We start from the raw sequence: 15292 nt of genomic DNA, 5'->3' as shown, positions 1-15292 counted from the left end.
AGCACGTGGCAATTTTCACCGATCCGATCCGGGAGTATGCCCATTTCAGGCCGGGCGACGCGGAGTGGCTGCATCTTCTGGTAGGGGACTGGCAGATGGTCGCCGACCTGGCGTTCGCCGACCTGGCGCTGTGGTTTCCTCTTGACGACGGCGGCTATGTGGCCTTGGCCCACGCCCGGCCGTCCACCTCCCACACTGTTTTCCATACCGACTTTGTGGGGGAGCAGATCAGAGCCGACCTGCTTCCGCTCGTCGACAAGGCGTGGGGTAGCCAGCAGATGGAGCGCTCGGGGGACACGAACTGGACCACCGAAATGGCCATGCGTGTGGAAGCCGTTCCGATGGTGCGCAACGGCCGGACCCTCGCCGTGGTCACGTCCCACATGGATCTGTCCAGCTCGCGGATGCCCTCCCGGCTGGAGCTGACCTATCGCCAGTGCGCGCATGACCTTCTTCGAATGGGTACGCTGGGGCTGTGGCCGGATTTCGCTACCCCGACGGGTTCCCGCCGCGGGGCGCCCCGGGTTGGCGATGGATTGATCCGGCTGGATGTTGAAGGCGTGATCCAGTATGCGAGCCCCAACGGCGTGTCGGCGTTCAGGCGGCTTGGCGACGTTGAAACGCTGGAGGGGAGATCCCTCGCTGAGGTGGTTACCTCGTTGCTCACTGATCGGCGGATGGTCGACGAGACGCTCCCACTGGTGGTCACCGGCAGGATGCCCTGGCGGACGGAAATCGAATCCCGGGGTGTCAGTCTTTCCCTGCGTGCCATCCCGCTGCGCGATGAAAAGGATCGATTCGGGGCGCTGGTGCTGTGTCGTGACGTCTCTGAACTTCGGCGCAGGGAAATGGAGCTGGTGTCCAAGGACGCCACCATCCGCGAGATCCATCATCGGGTGAAGAACAACCTGCAGACTGTTGCTGCGTTGCTGCGGATGCAGTCGCGCCGCATGGTGAGCGACGAAGCCAAGCAGGGCCTGGAGCAGGCTATGCGCCGGGTCGGCACGATAGCTCTCGTGCATGAAACCCTGTCGCAGGGCCTGTCGCAGAGCGTCGATTTTGACGAGCTCATTGCCCGGCAGTTCCGCCTGTCGGCAGAAGTGGCGTCGCCGACGCACGTGGTGCGCACCGAACGCGCAGGGTCCTTCGGCGAACTGCCCAGCGACTTCGCTACACCGCTGGCCCTGGTCATCAATGAGCTGGTGACCAACGCCGTCGAGCATGGGTTGTCGGAGCGAACAGGGACCGTGTGGCTCCTCGCCAATCGGCGAATGGGTGACGACGGCGATGAGATCCTCAACGTGACTGTGGCCGACGACGGCGTGGGGCTGCCCGCCGGAAACCACAAGGAGGGCCTGGGACTCCAGATCGTCAGGACCCTGGTGACCAGCGAGTTGGATGGAACCATCGAGTGGGCTCCCCGCGATGGCGGCGGCACGGCGGTCACCATCGAGTTGGGACTGCACGACAACCGCTCATAGCAGCGGATCGCCACCCGGGGGCAGCGATCCGCTGGATTAGTCTGTGAGCCGGGCGATGCCGGAGGGGCCCGGTGCCTGGGGGCTCAGCTAGGAAGCACGACGTGCGCGTGCGGCGCGGCGCTTGAGAGCACGGCGTTCATCTTCGCTCAAACCGCCCCACACCCCGGCGTCCTGGCCTGATTCGATTGCCCACTGAAGGCAGGTGTCAACCACCTGGCAGCGACGGCAGACGCTTTTGGCTTCCTCGATCTGAAGAAGGGCAGGCCCGGTATTCCCGACCGGGAAAAACAGCTCCGGGTCTTTGTCCAGGCATGCAGCGCGGCTACGCCAATCCATGTATGATCACTTTCTCCTTCGGCCCGCCGCGATTGTGAAAACATTCACGAACGGCCACATAGTAAAGGGGCCCGTACGGCCCCCGATGTCTTCTTCCTCAAGGCTGTCACGTTAAATGCGTGCAAACAAGAGGTAACAAGCTGTAGATTGTGCGATGCGGTGAGTTATGCGTCACAGGGTTGAGCTTCTGGAGCGTCATTTGTGCTGCACGGCTGTTATTTGTGACGATGTCGGGTGCCCTGCAATGTGTCAAGACCGACGACGGTTGATCCCTTCGGTCAGGATTCCAGCAGGCCGAGCAGATACTGCCCGTAGCCGCTCTTCAGGTAGGGTACGGCGCAATCCTTCAGTTGCTCATCGGAGAGGAATCCTTGCCGCCAGGCAATTTCCTCAGGGCAGCCGATGGACAACCCTTGGCGCTTTTGCACGGTACGGATGAAATCCGATGCGTCGGTCAGGGAATCGAAGGTCCCCGTATCCAGCCAGGCGGTCCCCCGGGGCAGAATCTCGACGTGCAATTTGCCGCGCGAGAGGTACTCCATGTTCACATCGGTGATCTCGAGTTCCCCCCGGGCGGACGGCCGAAGCGACGCAGCAATGTCCAGCACCGAGTTGTCGTAGAAGTACAGGCCGGGAACCGCGTAGTTGCTCTTGGGGTGTAGGGGTTTTTCCTCGAGTGACACGGCACGCCGATCGTCGTCGAACTCGATGACGCCATACGCCGAAGGGTTTGCGACCCAATAGCCGAAGACCGCGCCGCCGTCGATGTCTTTGAACCGCTTGAGTTGGGTACCCATGCCCGGACCGTAAAAAATATTGTCGCCGAGCACCAGCGCCACTGATTCCGACCCAACATGATCCGCGCCAAGGATGAACGCCTGCGCCAGTCCGTCGGGCCGGGGTTGCTGGACGTAGGTCAGAGAGATGCCGAACCTTGAGCCGTCGCCGAGTAGGTTCTTGAAATGTTCGGCATCGTGGGGGGTGGTCACCACGAGGATGTCGTGGATTCCGGCGAGGATCAGCGTCGAGAGTGGGTAGTAAATCATCGGCTTGTCGTAGACGGGGACCAGTTGCTTGCTGACCCCCAGCGTGATGGGGTGAAGCCGTGATCCTGTGCCGCCTGCCAGAATGATTCCCTTCATCACCGTATGGTAACCGCAGCGGGATCGGGTTGGCGCCGATTCCTAGGATATCGGCGCGGCTTGCGGATACATTATCCCTATGCGCAGATCATTGGTGACCGGGGGCGCCGGTTTTATAGGGTCCAACTTTGTCCGCCACCTCCTGTCGGAGACCGATGACTCGGTCACCGTTCTTGACAAGCTGACCTACGCGGGCAGTCATTCAGCGCTGGAGGGACTTGACCCACAGCGAGTGTCGATCGTCAGGGGGGATATTGTCGATGCTTCACTGGTCGATCGGTTCGTTGGGGACCACGACCTGGTAGTGCATTTTGCTGCAGAGACTCACAATGACAACTCACTAAGAGACCCGGGTCCTTTTCTGCAGAGCAACATCGTTGGCACCTACACGCTGCTGGAAGCAGTCCGGAAACATGGAACCCGCTTCCATCATGTCTCGACCGACGAGGTGTATGGCGACCTGGAACTGGATGACCCCAGCCGGTTCACCGAGACAACCGCCTACAATCCGTCCAGCCCCTACTCGTCGACCAAAGCGGGGTCGGACCTGCTGGTGCGGGCCTGGGTGAGATCCTTTGGGGTGCGTGCCACGATCAGTAATTGTTCAAACAACTACGGCCCGTACCAACACATCGAGAAGTTCATCCCACGACAGATCACCAATGTCCTGACCGGGCGGCGCCCCCGGTTGTACGGGGATGGGCAGAACATCCGGGACTGGATCCACACTGAAGACCATTCGTCAGCGGTGCTCGCAGTCATCGAGCGCGGGGAAATCGGCGAGACCTATCTCGTTGGGGCCGACGGTGAGCGAAGCAATATCGACATCATGCGGATTCTGCTTACGCTGCTGGGCCAGCCGGAGACGGCTTTCGACCTGGTCCGCGATCGGGTGGGACACGATCGTCGGTACGCGATTGATTCATCAAGGATTCGATCCGAGCTGGGCTGGACTCCCCGGTTCGTCGATCTTGAGGCGGGTCTCGCTGACACGGTCGAGTGGTACAGGGATCATGCGGCGTGGTGGACACCGGGGAAAGAGGCAGTGGAGGCCCTTTACGGGGCCGCAGGCCAATGAGCGATCCGCGGATCGACAGCACGCCCATTCCAGGTCTCCTACTCGTTTCGTTGCCCGTGCATGGGGACGCCCGCGGCTGGTTCAAGGAGAACTGGCAGCGGGAGAAGATGGTCAGGATTGGCCTGCCCGATTTCGGTCCGGTGCAGCACAATATTTCCTTCAACTCGGCGGTTGGCACCACCCGCGGGATCCACGCCGAACCGTGGGACAAATACATCACCGTGGCGTCCGGAAGGGTGTTCGGGGCGTGGGTCGACCTCCGGGAGGGTGCGGGATTTGGTGCGGTATTCTCCGCCGAACTCGATGTGGGGCAGGCGGTCTTCGTACCGCGTGGCGTGGGCAATGCGTTCCAGACACTCGACCCCGGGACCGTCTACAGCTATCTGGTGAACGATCATTGGAGCCCCCATGCCACGGACCAGTATGTGCTGGTGAACCTGGCCGACGAGACGCTGAACATTGCCTGGCCGATTCCCCTTGAAGAGGCCGAGGTGTCAGCAAAGGATCGAGACCACCCCGGACTCGGGAGAGTTGCACCCATGCCGCCGCCCACCGTTCTGGTGCTGGGCGCCGACGGTCAACTTGGTCGCGCCCTCCGAACTGCCCTGCCCGACGCCGAATTTGCTACCCGCCAGACCTTTGACCTGACCGACGACGCTTCGTACCGCAGGGACTGGAGCCGCTGCTCGGTCATCATTAACGCTGCCGCGTACACAGATGTTGACCGCGCGGAGACCACAGCCGGTCGTCGACAGGCCTGGGCCGTCAACGCCGCCGGGCCAGCGCGGTTGGCGGAGATCGCGGCAGCGCATCGGATCACCTTGGTGCATGTCTCCACCGACTACGTTTTCGACGGCGCAGAGGCTCCCTATGCAGAGGGTGCACAGCTCAGCCCGCTTGGCGTGTACGGCCAGTCCAAAGCGGCTGGCGACCTGGCGGTGCAAACTGCTGCTGGTCGTTTCTACCTCATTCGCACCAGCTGGGTGATTGGTGAGGGGAAGAACTTCGTCGCGACCATGGCGTCCCTGGCCGCCCGGGACATTTCCGCTACCGTAGTCAAGGATCAAACAGGGCGCCTCACTCTTGCCGACGACCTGGCAGCGGCGATCCTCCATCTCCTCGAATCCAGAGCGTCATTCGGAACCTACAACGTGACTAACTCAGGAACTCCCACCACCTGGGCGGACCTCGCCCGCGCCGTTTACGAACGGGAGGGGAAGGATCCAGGCTTGATCGTTGACGTGTCAGCCGCTGACTACTTCAGGGGTCGGACGGCCGCCCCCCGGCCGGACAACAGCGTGCTCGATCTGACTAAACTGGAGTCATCCGGGTTTCGGGCGAGAGACTGGAAGGACGCTCTCGCGCAGTACCTGGTCCAGGCAAGCGACTAAGCGGAACGGATGGTGTGATGCAGCAGGCCCGGCTCGACGAACCAAACCAGACCGAATGGGCGCTGAGCCAGTGACCCCCACCACGAGCCGCCCGGCACCGGAGCCGGTGACCGGCGGTCACCGGCCGGTAGGGGCCGTGGTCATCGCGGCAATTCTGCTGCTCGAAGCTCTCGGCCTGCTCGCCGCAGCAGGATGGTATCTCTTCGGCCTGCTGAACAGCACCCCCACTTCGCTGGGTGGGGCCATTTTCACCATGGTTTTCCTGGTGGTGTTGGCGTTCTGGCTGCTTGCCGTCGGGTACAAGCTCCTCGCTGGGTACCGCTGGACCCGTTCGGCGGTCCTGGTGTTCCAACTGTTCATGATAGTGATCGCTGTGCCCACGTTGGCGGCTGGCATCATCGGGGTGGGTCTAGCCTTACTGCTGCCCGCTGCGGCAGCGGTGCTGCTCCTCTTTACGAAGCCGGTCCTTGCCCACACCTCACGCACCGCTGACAGTGCGTCAGTGCTATAGCCGGGCACCGAGCCCCTGGACTGGACCGGGCTAGACCCCAACCGCAACCTGCAGCTCAAGCGGCTCGCCAGCATGAATCAGGAACCCGCGGCCAGGGTGGGGCAGGGCGTCGCAGTCCAGTCGAACGCCGAAAAACTCGCCGTCGGTTGGCTGGTGTGGGGCGAGGACCATTCCCGTCCGGGCCGACCGGGCATGAGCCGCCAATGGGACCTTCGTCTGGATCGACGGGCTAGCCAGTGCGGTAAGGACGAGGCGGTGGCCCGCCGTGAACAATTCGTTGAGATAGCGCTGGGCTTCCACGGAGAGCTGGTCGGCGTCGTCCACCAGCAGCACGGAGTCGGCTGGTGGCACGCCAACGGAACCCGCGCCCCCTAGATCCTTCCAGTAGGCGTCAGGGTTGGCCCCCGGCCCCGGGCGTAAACAGACCATGCCGATCGGGGCAGCCGCCGCAATTCGCCCGATCAGGGTGGTGCGGCCTGAACCCGGGCCGCCAATCACCAGGAAAACCGAGCGCATGGACAGCTCCAGAAACACTACGCCCAGCTCGTCTCCACCAACACCGATTGGCACCCGCAACGGTGGGCCGCGCGTAGCAGCACCGGCGACGTCGGAGCCGGAAACCACAGCAGGGAGAGGTAAAACCCTGAACGGGGACCGCGCTGGCCGCATCACGCTGACGGGGCTGGGGCCCGAAGCCTCGTCGCGTCCCAGCGCCACCTGTCCGACGGCGCCCGCCGCCCTGCCGATCGGGCCGTGAGCCAGGCAGCGCCCCGGGAGCGCCTCAAGCGGCGGCAGCCTGGGCCACGTCAGGAGCAGCTCGTGGCCCGCACCCAGGGGAAAGTACAAGCGGTTCGGCAGGAGGGGAAACACTTGCCCCGTGGTCAACTCACGTGCACCCGAGATCAGTAGCGTGGTTCCGGCTGGAGCGCCATCACGAGCAAGATCATGCGCTAGCCCCTCCGCCCACGCCCAACGGCTGGTTCGAAGCGAGCCCACCCAGCGCCCCCACCCAGAAATGACAACTGTCACCGCTGGGCCCGCACGAGACCGGTTACCGTGGTCCTGGCCGTCGGAGAGTCGGACGGCAATGTGCTCGTTCAGGCGCGCAAGCACACGGGCCGCCCGTTTGAGCTCATGTGCCCCGACGTAGGCGCCCACCTGCGGCGCAGCGGCCGCCCAGCTGAGGCTGCCGTCGCCGTCGAGCAGATAAAGGTGCTGGTCAGGCAGCCGCCGCACCAGCTGATCGACCAGGTACACCAGGGCGTCGGGAGTGCCACCGGCCGGGTGACCGATCAAGGCAAGGTGCGAATGTTCCTGGGGACACCACAGAAGCGGGCGCTGGGACTGCTCCTCGGGGAGGTCAAGGAGCCCCAGTCGGACCGTCCCCGAAGGGCAGACAGCGCTCTCGGGTGGAGGTAGTGTCTCGGGGAGCGGTGGAAGGACCGGGTAGTGCAGAGGCTCGGTGAGTTCCCTGGCCGCAGCATGGGCTGCGACAGCAGCCAACTGTTCAACCATCCAGGTCCCGTCCATCGGGTTGCTGTGGCCGGCCACGCGACCGGCGGACGGCGCCTGTCTGCTCAGGTGCGCTGCCAGGTCGACGACGCCCGCATCCATCCCGACATCCTTCTTCTCGGGGTAGGGTGATGCCACCTGAAACGCGGTGGGAGGCCCGGTGCCCAACCTCAGAAAGGCACGACCGGGCGCATCAACGGGGATGGCAGCAGCCGCTGCCGATCCGATGATGTCGTGCGACTCGAGGGCGGACCCAACCCGCAAAGCAATGCTGGCCGTCACATTGGCCCGGATGTCGGGGCCGAGTGCTCCCTGCGGACGCTGGGTCGCCATGACGAGATGGATGCCTAGCGAGCGTCCCAGCGTCGCGATACGGATCAAATCCCGCGCAGCATCGGGAACGTCATCTACCAACATCCGGAACTCGTCGATGACCACCACGAGACGAGGTAGTACCTGCGTCTGGGCGGCCCGCCACTCGACAATATCGCTGACCAGATGCGCGGCGAAGAGGCGCTCCCGCCGTCGTACTTCAGCAAGAAGCGATACGAGGGCCCGGGTAACAGCTGCAGAGGAGAGGTCAGTCAGCAGACCCACTGAATGCGGCAGGTCGGTGAGGGGCCGCAGTGCGGATCCGCCTTTGAAATCAATGAGGAGGAAATTTACTTCGGTGGGACCGTGGTGGAGGGCAATGGACAGGATGAGGGTCCGGAGGAGCTCCGACTTACCCGAACCCGTGGTGCCGGCGATGACCAGGTGGGGGCCGTCGGAGACCAGGTCGAATAGCAGCGTGCCGTTCAGACCCCGACCGATTGGTGCGCGGAGGCCCGGATCCGGGCGGGCCCAGGCCCGCATCACGAGCTCGGGCGTTGACGGCACCAGCTGGGTCAGACTGACACGACCGACCAGGACAGGGGAGCCAGTATCGTTCCCGGAGTCACCCACGCCCGCCGAAGGAACAGATCGACCACCCAGAGCGCGGGCAATCCGACTGAACGATCGGGTGCTCACGAGGTCCGGTCGGAAGCTGAGCTGCTGTCCGGCACCCCGGAGCTCGGCCCGGCCACGGCGGAGATCGACGCCCAGCCGTACCTCTCCCGGGTCCGGCGGGAGCTCACCTGCGGGACGGCACCCGAACCGGAAGACGCCCGTCGACCCTGTCAGCGGCAGAGTGACTTCAGCAAAGGACCCGAAGAGCAGTATTGCTACCGGGCCGGCTGCGCGGGAAGGTCCTCCCAGCGCAGCCACCGTCCCGGCCAGGATGACGCCCGGCAGGAAACGGGCCTCGGCAGGCACCTCGCCGGGCGACCCCACACAGACTGCGCCACCCGGAGCCTCGCTGAGTTGCAGGAGCAACGACCGGGCAAGACCGAGCACCTGGGCTCCCGACCCTGACACGCAGACCTCGGGTGGCTGGAATCGAGTGCTGCGGGTACCGATCTCGATGATTACCGGAACGGCGTTCAGGAGCGGGCGGGTCCAGGTGGGATCCGGTGGTTTGAGGACAAGATGGGCGGGTTGGGCTCCCTCTCCCAGCCGCAGATAGCTGGGCGGACCCACCTCCTCAGAACGGTCGATGGGGTCGACGATTAGCGGCGCGAAGGCGGCCAGCGCCCGTGACCCGGCGTCGTGAACCGCGCGCACCCTCCGGCGGCGGTCCTCCTCCGAGGCATGGGCAACCGCAGCGGTGAAATCGCGGCGGGCACGCCGCCTGGTAACCAGGGGTGCCAGGCCGACCCCCGCTGACAGCAGGCTGAACCCCAGATAGCCCCACGTCCCGGTGGTGAGGGCAAGCCCGATGCCGAGGGCCAGCGGAAACAGTGCCGCAGCCAGCATCGGCGGGGTGGCCAGCGGGGGAGTTGGCCGCGCCACCTCGAGGGGATCAGTCAGGTGCAGAACCGGGCCGGCAGGCGATGGCTGCTCCAATAAGGCAACACGGCAACGGCTTCCGCCAACCTGGATGGAGGACAGGAAAGAGATCCGGGCGGCGTTAATCCGCGAGCCGTCGACCCAGGTTCCGTTGGCTGAGGTGTTGTCGAGAAGGGTGACACTATTCGTTTCAACTGTGAGAAAGGCATGAATCTTGGAGACCTCGGGATCATCGAGCACAATGTCGGTGCCCGACCGGCCGAGCGAATACGTGCCGCGTCGCAGTGCCGTCAACTGCCCCGCGTCCGGTCCTGAGCAGACAACGAAGGTGAGACCGAGAAAACGACTCGCGGCCCGTTGGTGCCCTGCGGGCCGGGTCCCGCCCGCGACAATCACCGAGCCGTTCACCAGCGGCGCCACGCCGAAGGTGAGCGAGTCCAGGGGGCCGCCGGCTACGGTGTACTGTCCGGGGCCGTAGTCACTCTGCAGGGTGTCTATCAGTTCCAGAGGTGAACTGACGAGGGAGGTATCAACAACCAGCTCAACTGCGGGCCGTCCAGGTCCCACCGGGAGGCCCGGGGCCCAGACCAGGGTCAGATGAAGCAGCATGTGGTGATCCTTCGGCGACGGTTTACTATCTGTGCGACCGAGGCTATCCGCAGGCTGGTCTGCGGGTTGCTTCGGGAACGGGAATGTGGACAATCCCAGATCAGGCGTTTTTCCCCGAGTGCCTATAGGCTTGACTACTGGGTCCGGCTGGACATGTTCACTACCTGTTACTAGAGAAGGTCACTGTTTCGTGAAGATTGCTGTTATTGCCCTGGGGAAAATCGGGCTTCCGCTCGCCGTGCAGTTCGCGTCCAAGGGTCACGAGGTGGTCGGCGTGGATGTCAACGCGCAGGTGGTTGAGTTGGTGAACCAGGCGGTTGAGCCGTTCCCTGGTGAAGCTCATCTGCAGGAGAAACTTTCGGAACTGATTCCGTCGGGGAAGTTGCGGGCCACCACCGATTACGCAGACGCGGTGCCCGGTGCCGACGCTGTGGTGCTGGTGGTTCCGCTGTTCGTCGACGAGGACGCGAAGCCTGATTTCGGCTGGATGGATGCCGCGACGACTGAGCTGGCGAAGCACCTGACGCCCGGCACGCTGGTGTCGTTTGAGACGACGCTTCCCGTTGGCACGACCCGGACGCGGTGGAAGCCGATGCTTGAGGCGGGTTCCGGCCTGGTCGAAGGCAGGGATTTCCATTTGGTGTTCTCCCCAGAGCGGGTACTGACCGGTCGTGTCTTCGAGGACTTGAGGAAGTACCCGAAGCTGGTGGGCGGGCTGTCCCCGGCAGGGGCTGCTAGGGCTGTCGAGTTCTACGAGGCCGTCCTTGACTTCGATGACCGTCCCGATCTGGTCCGGGGGAACGGCGTCTGGGATTTGGGTTCCGCTGAGGCGTCGGAGCTGTCCAAGTTGGCTGAAACGACGTACCGCGACGTGAACATTGGGTTGGCCAATCAGTTTGCCCGGTTCGCGGCGACGACCGGGATCGACATTTATCAGGTGATCGACGCGTCGAACTCGCAGCCGTACAGCCACATCCACCAGCCGGGTATCGCTGTGGGCGGTCACTGCATTCCGGTATACCCGCGGTTGTACCTGTGGAATGACCCTGACGCGACTGTGGTCCGTGCCGCGCGTGAGGCGAACGCCGGCATGCCGGATTACACGATCGGCCTCCTGGAGGGCGCGTATGGCGACCTCGAGGGTGCACGGGTGGTGGTGCTCGGCGCCGCGTACCGCGGTGAGGTGAAAGAGACGGCGTTTTCCGGCGTGTTCGCCACTGTTGATGCGTTGAAGGCCCGCGGGGCTACCGCGCTGGTCCATGACCCGATGTACACGGACGACGAACTGGAGCGCCTGGGCTTCGAGGCATACCACCTGGGAGAGCCGATTGATGCTGCGGTGGTGCAGGCCAACCACCAGTCGTACGCAGCGTTGGGTCCGGCGGACCTTCCCGGGGTGAAGGCCTTCATTGATGGGCGTCGGGTCAGCTCGGCCGAACACTGGGACGGTGTCCTGTACCGGGTCATCGGTAGGGCCTAACCTATTGGCAACTGCGCTTCACGACGGAAGAAGGACTCAATGACTTTCATAGCGGATGGTGCTGACGTCTCAGCGCGGGCCACCCTGGGTGAGGGGACCAAGGTCTGGCACCTGGCGCAGGTGCGCGAGGACGCGGTCCTCGGCGAGAACTGCATTGTGGGCCGGGGTGCGTACATCGGCACGGGTGTCCGGATCGGCGCGAATTCGAAGATTCAGAATTACGCGCTGGTCTACGAGCCGGCGTCGTTGGGTCGGGGGGTTTTCATCGGCCCGGCGGTGGTGCTGACCAATGACACGTACCCGCGGTCGGTGTCGCCGGACGGTGAGCTCAAGAGCGCCCATGACTGGACGCCGGTCGGCGTCACCATCGGCGATGGCGCGTCAATCGGTGCCCGCGCGGTCTGTGTGGCCCCGGTGACCATCGGCGAGTGGGCTACGGTAGCGGCCGGTGCCGTCGTGACCAAGGATGTCCCGGCGTATGCCCTGATGGTGGGGGTCCCGGCGAAACGGGTCGGCTGGGTCGGTAAGGCTGGCCACCCGTTGCGTCAGGAAGCAGATTCCTGGGTGTGCCCGGCCACCGGGGAAAAGTATGTCGAAGCGGGTTCAACACTGAAACCAGTAGGGGTAGAGGCATGAGTAGAGGGTTTATTCCGGCGGCAAAGCCGATTGTAGGGGACGACGAGCGGGCAGCAGTTGATGCGGTGCTGCTCTCGGGGATGCTGGCGCAGGGCGCCGAGGTGGCGTCCTTCGAAACTGAGTTTTCCGCCGTACTTCTCGATGGTCGGGCAGCGGTGGCAGTGAACTCGGGGACGTCCGGGCTGCACTTGGGGTTGCTCGCCGCGGGGGTGGGTCCGGGGGATGAGGTGATCGTGCCTTCGTTCACGTTCGCCGCGACAGCGAACTCGGTCGCCCTGACGGGTGCGACACCGGTCTTCGCTGACATTGAACTGGACCATTACTGCCTGGACATCGCCCATGTGGAGTCGCTGATCACCGAGCGGACCAAGGGCATCATGCCGGTGCACCTTTACGGGCACCCGGCGAACATTATTGCGTTCCGTGCGTTGGCAGATAAGCACTCGATTGGGTTGTTCGAAGACGCCGCGCAAGCCCACGGTGCGGGCCTGGATGGTCGCAAGGTGGGCACGTTCGGGGACTTCGCGATGTTCTCGCTGTATCCGACGAAAAACATGACCTCCGGTGAGGGTGGCATGGTGTCGACCGGCGACGGAACCATAGAACGTAACCTTCGGCTGCTGCGGAATCAGGGGATGGAACGACAGTACGAGAACGAGCTGGTGGGTTTCAACGCCCGGATGACCAACCTGCACGCTGCCATTGGGCGGGTCCAGTTGACCAAGGTGATCGGCTGGACCGCTCAGCGCAAGGCCAACGCGGCGTTCCTGGACGCCAACCTCACCGGGGTCGCCACCCCGGTGGTGGCTCCTGGTGCCGAGCACGTCTACCACCAGTACACGGTGCGGGTCGACGGCGGCGCCGCTGCCCGGGACAAGCTCGCCGCGGCGTTGAAGGAGGACTACCAGATCGGATCGGGAGTGTATTACCCGATCCCAAACCATCGGTTGCCCTCCTTCATGCGCGAAGAGGATCTTCCCAATACGGAAATCGCTGCCCAGGAGGTGTTGTCCCTGCCAGTGCACCCGTCGCTGGACCAGGAAGATCTTGAGCGGATTGTCGCAGCGGTCAACGCGTTGACCACGGCGGGGGCCTGAGCATGGCGGATCTGAAAGTCGGCTTGATCGGGCTCGGCATGATGGGCCGTCACCACGCCCGGGTGATCCGGGAAGTCGACGGCCTGGAACTGGTCGCCGTCGCTGACGCGTTCGGCGACCCGCACGGCGTCGCCGGATCCCTACCGGTGTGCGGGTCAGTCGCTGAACTCATCGCCCAGGGCATCGACATGGCAGTTTGCGCGGTGCCGACCGGGTTGCACGAGGAAGTCGGGTTGGCCTTGGCTGCTGCGGGTATCCACACCATGGTTGAGAAGCCCATCGCGTCGACCATCGACGGCGGACAGCGCCTCGTTGAGGCCTTTGAAGAAGCGAACCTGGTCGGTGCCGTGGGGCATATCGAACGGTTTAACCCGGCACTGCAGTCCCTGCGGGCCAGGATCGAAAACGGGGACCTCGGCGACGTTTACCAGATCGCCACCCGACGTCAGGGCCCGTTCCCGTCCCGGATTGCCGACGTCGGCGTCGTGAAGGACCTCGGCACCCACGATATCGATCTCACCGCCTGGCTGGCGCAATCACCCTTCGCCTCGGTGTCAGCGTTGACCAGCACCCGGTCCGGTCGCCCGCACGAAGACATGGTCACCGCGTCCTGCCAGCTGGAAAACGGTGTCATCACCTCCCACCTAGTGAACTGGCTTTCACCGATGAAGGAACGCCTCACCGTAGTCACCGGAGAAAAGGGCGCGTTCGTCGCTGACACCCTGACTGCAGACCTGACGTTCTTCGAGAACGGCACCATCAATACCGAATGGGAAGCCGTCTCCAACTTCAGGGGAGTGTCCGAAGGCAACATCACCCGCCTCGCCCTGACCAAACGCGAACCTCTCAGGTCCGAACACGAGGCTTTCAGGGACGCAGTGCTAGGCAACTCGAACACCATCGTCACCATGCGCGAAGGCCTCAACACCCTCAGAGTGGCCGAAGCCATCATCGAATCGGCCCGTGCCGGCTCAACGATAAAGCTTTAGGGATGCCTCATCGAATTCTTGTTGCGACGCGCATCTATGCCCCGGAGACGGGGGCTGCCGCTTTTCGGCTGGCAGCCATGGTGAAAGCCCTGGAAGGACGGGGCCACCACGTCACCGTGCTGACCACCTCGTCGCCGGGCGGTAAAAAGTCCTCACCGACCGTCAGCCGCTGGCCGGTCCTGCGGGACAAGGCAGGGGCGGTACGCGGCTATGTGCAGTACGCCAGCTTCGACATTCCCCTGTTTTTCAGACTGCTGACGGCCCCAGCCTTCGATCTGGTGGTCGTGGAGCCGCCGCCGACTACGGGCGTGGTCGTCCGGGTAGCCACGGCTCTGCGGCGCAAGCCCTTCGTCTATTTTGCCGCCGACGTCAGCTCGGTAGCTGCCGAGGGGATTGGGGTCTCGCCAGCAGTAGTTCGGGTGCTTCGCGCTGTCGAGCGCTGGACCCTGTCCAGGGCGCGCCGTATCCTAACGGTGTCTGAGGGGGTTTCAACCGCTGTTGCCTCCCTAGTGGGGTCTTCCGAGCGGATCGTGAACGTGGGAACCGGAGTCGACACCGACCAGTTCACTATTGACGGGCCAGCCGGCTCCGACACCGGGCGCTACTTCGTCTACGCCGGCACCATGTCCGAGATTCAGGGTGCCGGCGTGTTCGTCGACGGATTCATCAGGATTGCTGACGAATTTCCCGACGTCCGGCTGGTGATGCTGGGCCAGGGTGTGGAACTCGATGCTTTGCGGACCCGCGCCCAGGAGGCATCAGCCCCCATCGAATTCAGGGGCAATGTCAACGGCGGACAGGTGTCCGCCGCGCTGCGGGGGAGCGTCGCGGGCCTCGCCTCGGTGCGTCCGGCGCGCGGCTACGACTTCGCCTTCGCGACGAAAGCCCTGGTCAGCCTCAGCTGCGGTACGCCAGTCATCTACGCGGGTGTCGGACCGCTGAAGGACATCATTACCGGCGAACATCTTGGGGTCAGCGTCGAGTGGGACGCCGCTGCGGTCGCTGCGGCAATGCGGGATGCACTCGCCTGGCCGCGGCAGGCAGCCGAACGCCAGCGCATTTCCCGGTGGGTTGAAGAAAACTATTCGCTGACCAGCGTGGGCGAGAAGGCTGCGACAGTCATTGAGGCTGCCGCCCGCGACTGACCAACCGGTCGGGCGG

The 15292-nt window shown here is 64.1% G+C and carries 12 protein-coding genes; 9 read left to right on the top strand and 3 right to left on the bottom strand.

Annotated elements, in window-relative coordinates; genetic code table 11:
- The first annotated feature begins 5 nt into the window (after positions 1-5).
- Entirely contained in the window at positions 6-1481 is a 1476-nt protein-coding gene (locus ACX80O_RS00585) for a sensor histidine kinase (RefSeq protein WP_459305555.1), read from the top strand.
- 87 nt (positions 1482-1568) lie between these two features.
- Here ACX80O_RS00585 and ACX80O_RS00580 read toward each other — a convergent pair whose 3' ends face one another.
- Together ACX80O_RS00580 and rfbA are read right to left on the bottom strand one after the other, a co-directional pair.
- Positions 1569-1817 (bottom strand): WhiB family transcriptional regulator, encoded by a 249-nt coding sequence (locus tag ACX80O_RS00580; protein WP_019483052.1) that lies wholly within the window; start codon positions 1815-1817, stop codon positions 1569-1571.
- 278 nt (positions 1818-2095) lie between these two features.
- Positions 2096-2959, bottom strand: coding sequence for a glucose-1-phosphate thymidylyltransferase RfbA (gene rfbA / locus ACX80O_RS00575; RefSeq protein WP_459305557.1), 864 nt, complete (start codon positions 2957-2959; stop codon positions 2096-2098).
- Between the two features lie 79 nt (positions 2960-3038).
- On the opposite strand from rfbA, the gene rfbB reads away from it, so the two are divergent.
- From rfbB to ACX80O_RS00560, 3 genes are read left to right on the top strand one after another with little or no spacing between them, the layout of a single operon-like run.
- Entirely contained in the window at positions 3039-4037 is a 999-nt protein-coding gene (gene rfbB, locus ACX80O_RS00570) for a dTDP-glucose 4,6-dehydratase (RefSeq protein WP_459332157.1), read from the top strand.
- Positions 4034-5428 carry a dTDP-4-dehydrorhamnose reductase gene (gene rfbD, locus ACX80O_RS00565; protein WP_459305560.1) on the top strand — a complete coding sequence of 465 codons (1395 nt, stop codon included), beginning with the start codon at positions 4034-4036 and terminating at the stop codon, positions 5426-5428. The genes rfbB and rfbD overlap by 4 nt, the downstream gene beginning before the upstream one ends.
- A gap of 55 nt (positions 5429-5483) precedes the next feature.
- A complete protein-coding gene (locus tag ACX80O_RS00560) occupies positions 5484-5939 on the top strand; it encodes a hypothetical protein (protein WP_459332156.1) in 456 nt (151 codons plus the stop codon).
- Between the two features lie 30 nt (positions 5940-5969).
- Here the strand turns inward: ACX80O_RS00560 and ACX80O_RS00555 are convergent, their stop codons facing one another.
- Complete coding sequence (locus tag ACX80O_RS00555; RefSeq protein WP_459332155.1) at positions 5970-9929, bottom strand: FtsK/SpoIIIE domain-containing protein; 3960 nt, start codon at positions 9927-9929, stop codon at positions 5970-5972.
- Positions 9930-10119: 190 nt separating this feature from the next.
- Between ACX80O_RS00555 and ACX80O_RS00550 the strand changes: the two genes are divergently transcribed.
- From ACX80O_RS00550 to ACX80O_RS00530, 5 genes are read left to right on the top strand one after another with little or no spacing between them, the layout of a single operon-like run.
- Positions 10120-11409 carry a nucleotide sugar dehydrogenase gene (locus ACX80O_RS00550; protein WP_459305563.1) on the top strand — a complete coding sequence of 430 codons (1290 nt, stop codon included), beginning with the start codon at positions 10120-10122 and terminating at the stop codon, positions 11407-11409.
- A gap of 39 nt (positions 11410-11448) precedes the next feature.
- Positions 11449-12045, top strand: a complete 597-nt coding sequence (locus tag ACX80O_RS00545; RefSeq protein WP_459305564.1) for an acyltransferase — start codon at positions 11449-11451, stop codon at positions 12043-12045.
- The gene (locus ACX80O_RS00540; protein ID WP_459305565.1) at positions 12042-13142 is read left to right on the top strand and encodes a DegT/DnrJ/EryC1/StrS family aminotransferase; all 1101 of its coding nucleotides are present in this window, start codon (positions 12042-12044) and stop codon (positions 13140-13142) included. The genes ACX80O_RS00545 and ACX80O_RS00540 overlap by 4 nt, the downstream gene beginning before the upstream one ends.
- Positions 13143-13144: 2 nt before the next feature.
- The gene (locus ACX80O_RS00535) at positions 13145-14131 is read left to right on the top strand and encodes a Gfo/Idh/MocA family oxidoreductase (RefSeq protein ID WP_459305566.1); all 987 of its coding nucleotides are present in this window, start codon (positions 13145-13147) and stop codon (positions 14129-14131) included.
- Between the two features lie 2 nt (positions 14132-14133).
- Positions 14134-15276 carry a glycosyltransferase gene (locus ACX80O_RS00530; protein ID WP_459305568.1) on the top strand — a complete coding sequence of 381 codons (1143 nt, stop codon included), beginning with the start codon at positions 14134-14136 and terminating at the stop codon, positions 15274-15276.
- The last annotated feature ends 16 nt before the right edge of the window (positions 15277-15292 follow it).

The sequence above is a fragment of the Arthrobacter glycogeni genome (genome assembly GCF_054511155.1).
The sequence above is the reverse complement of the archived record's forward strand: the minus strand, read 5'-3'. Positions and strand labels throughout refer to the sequence as shown.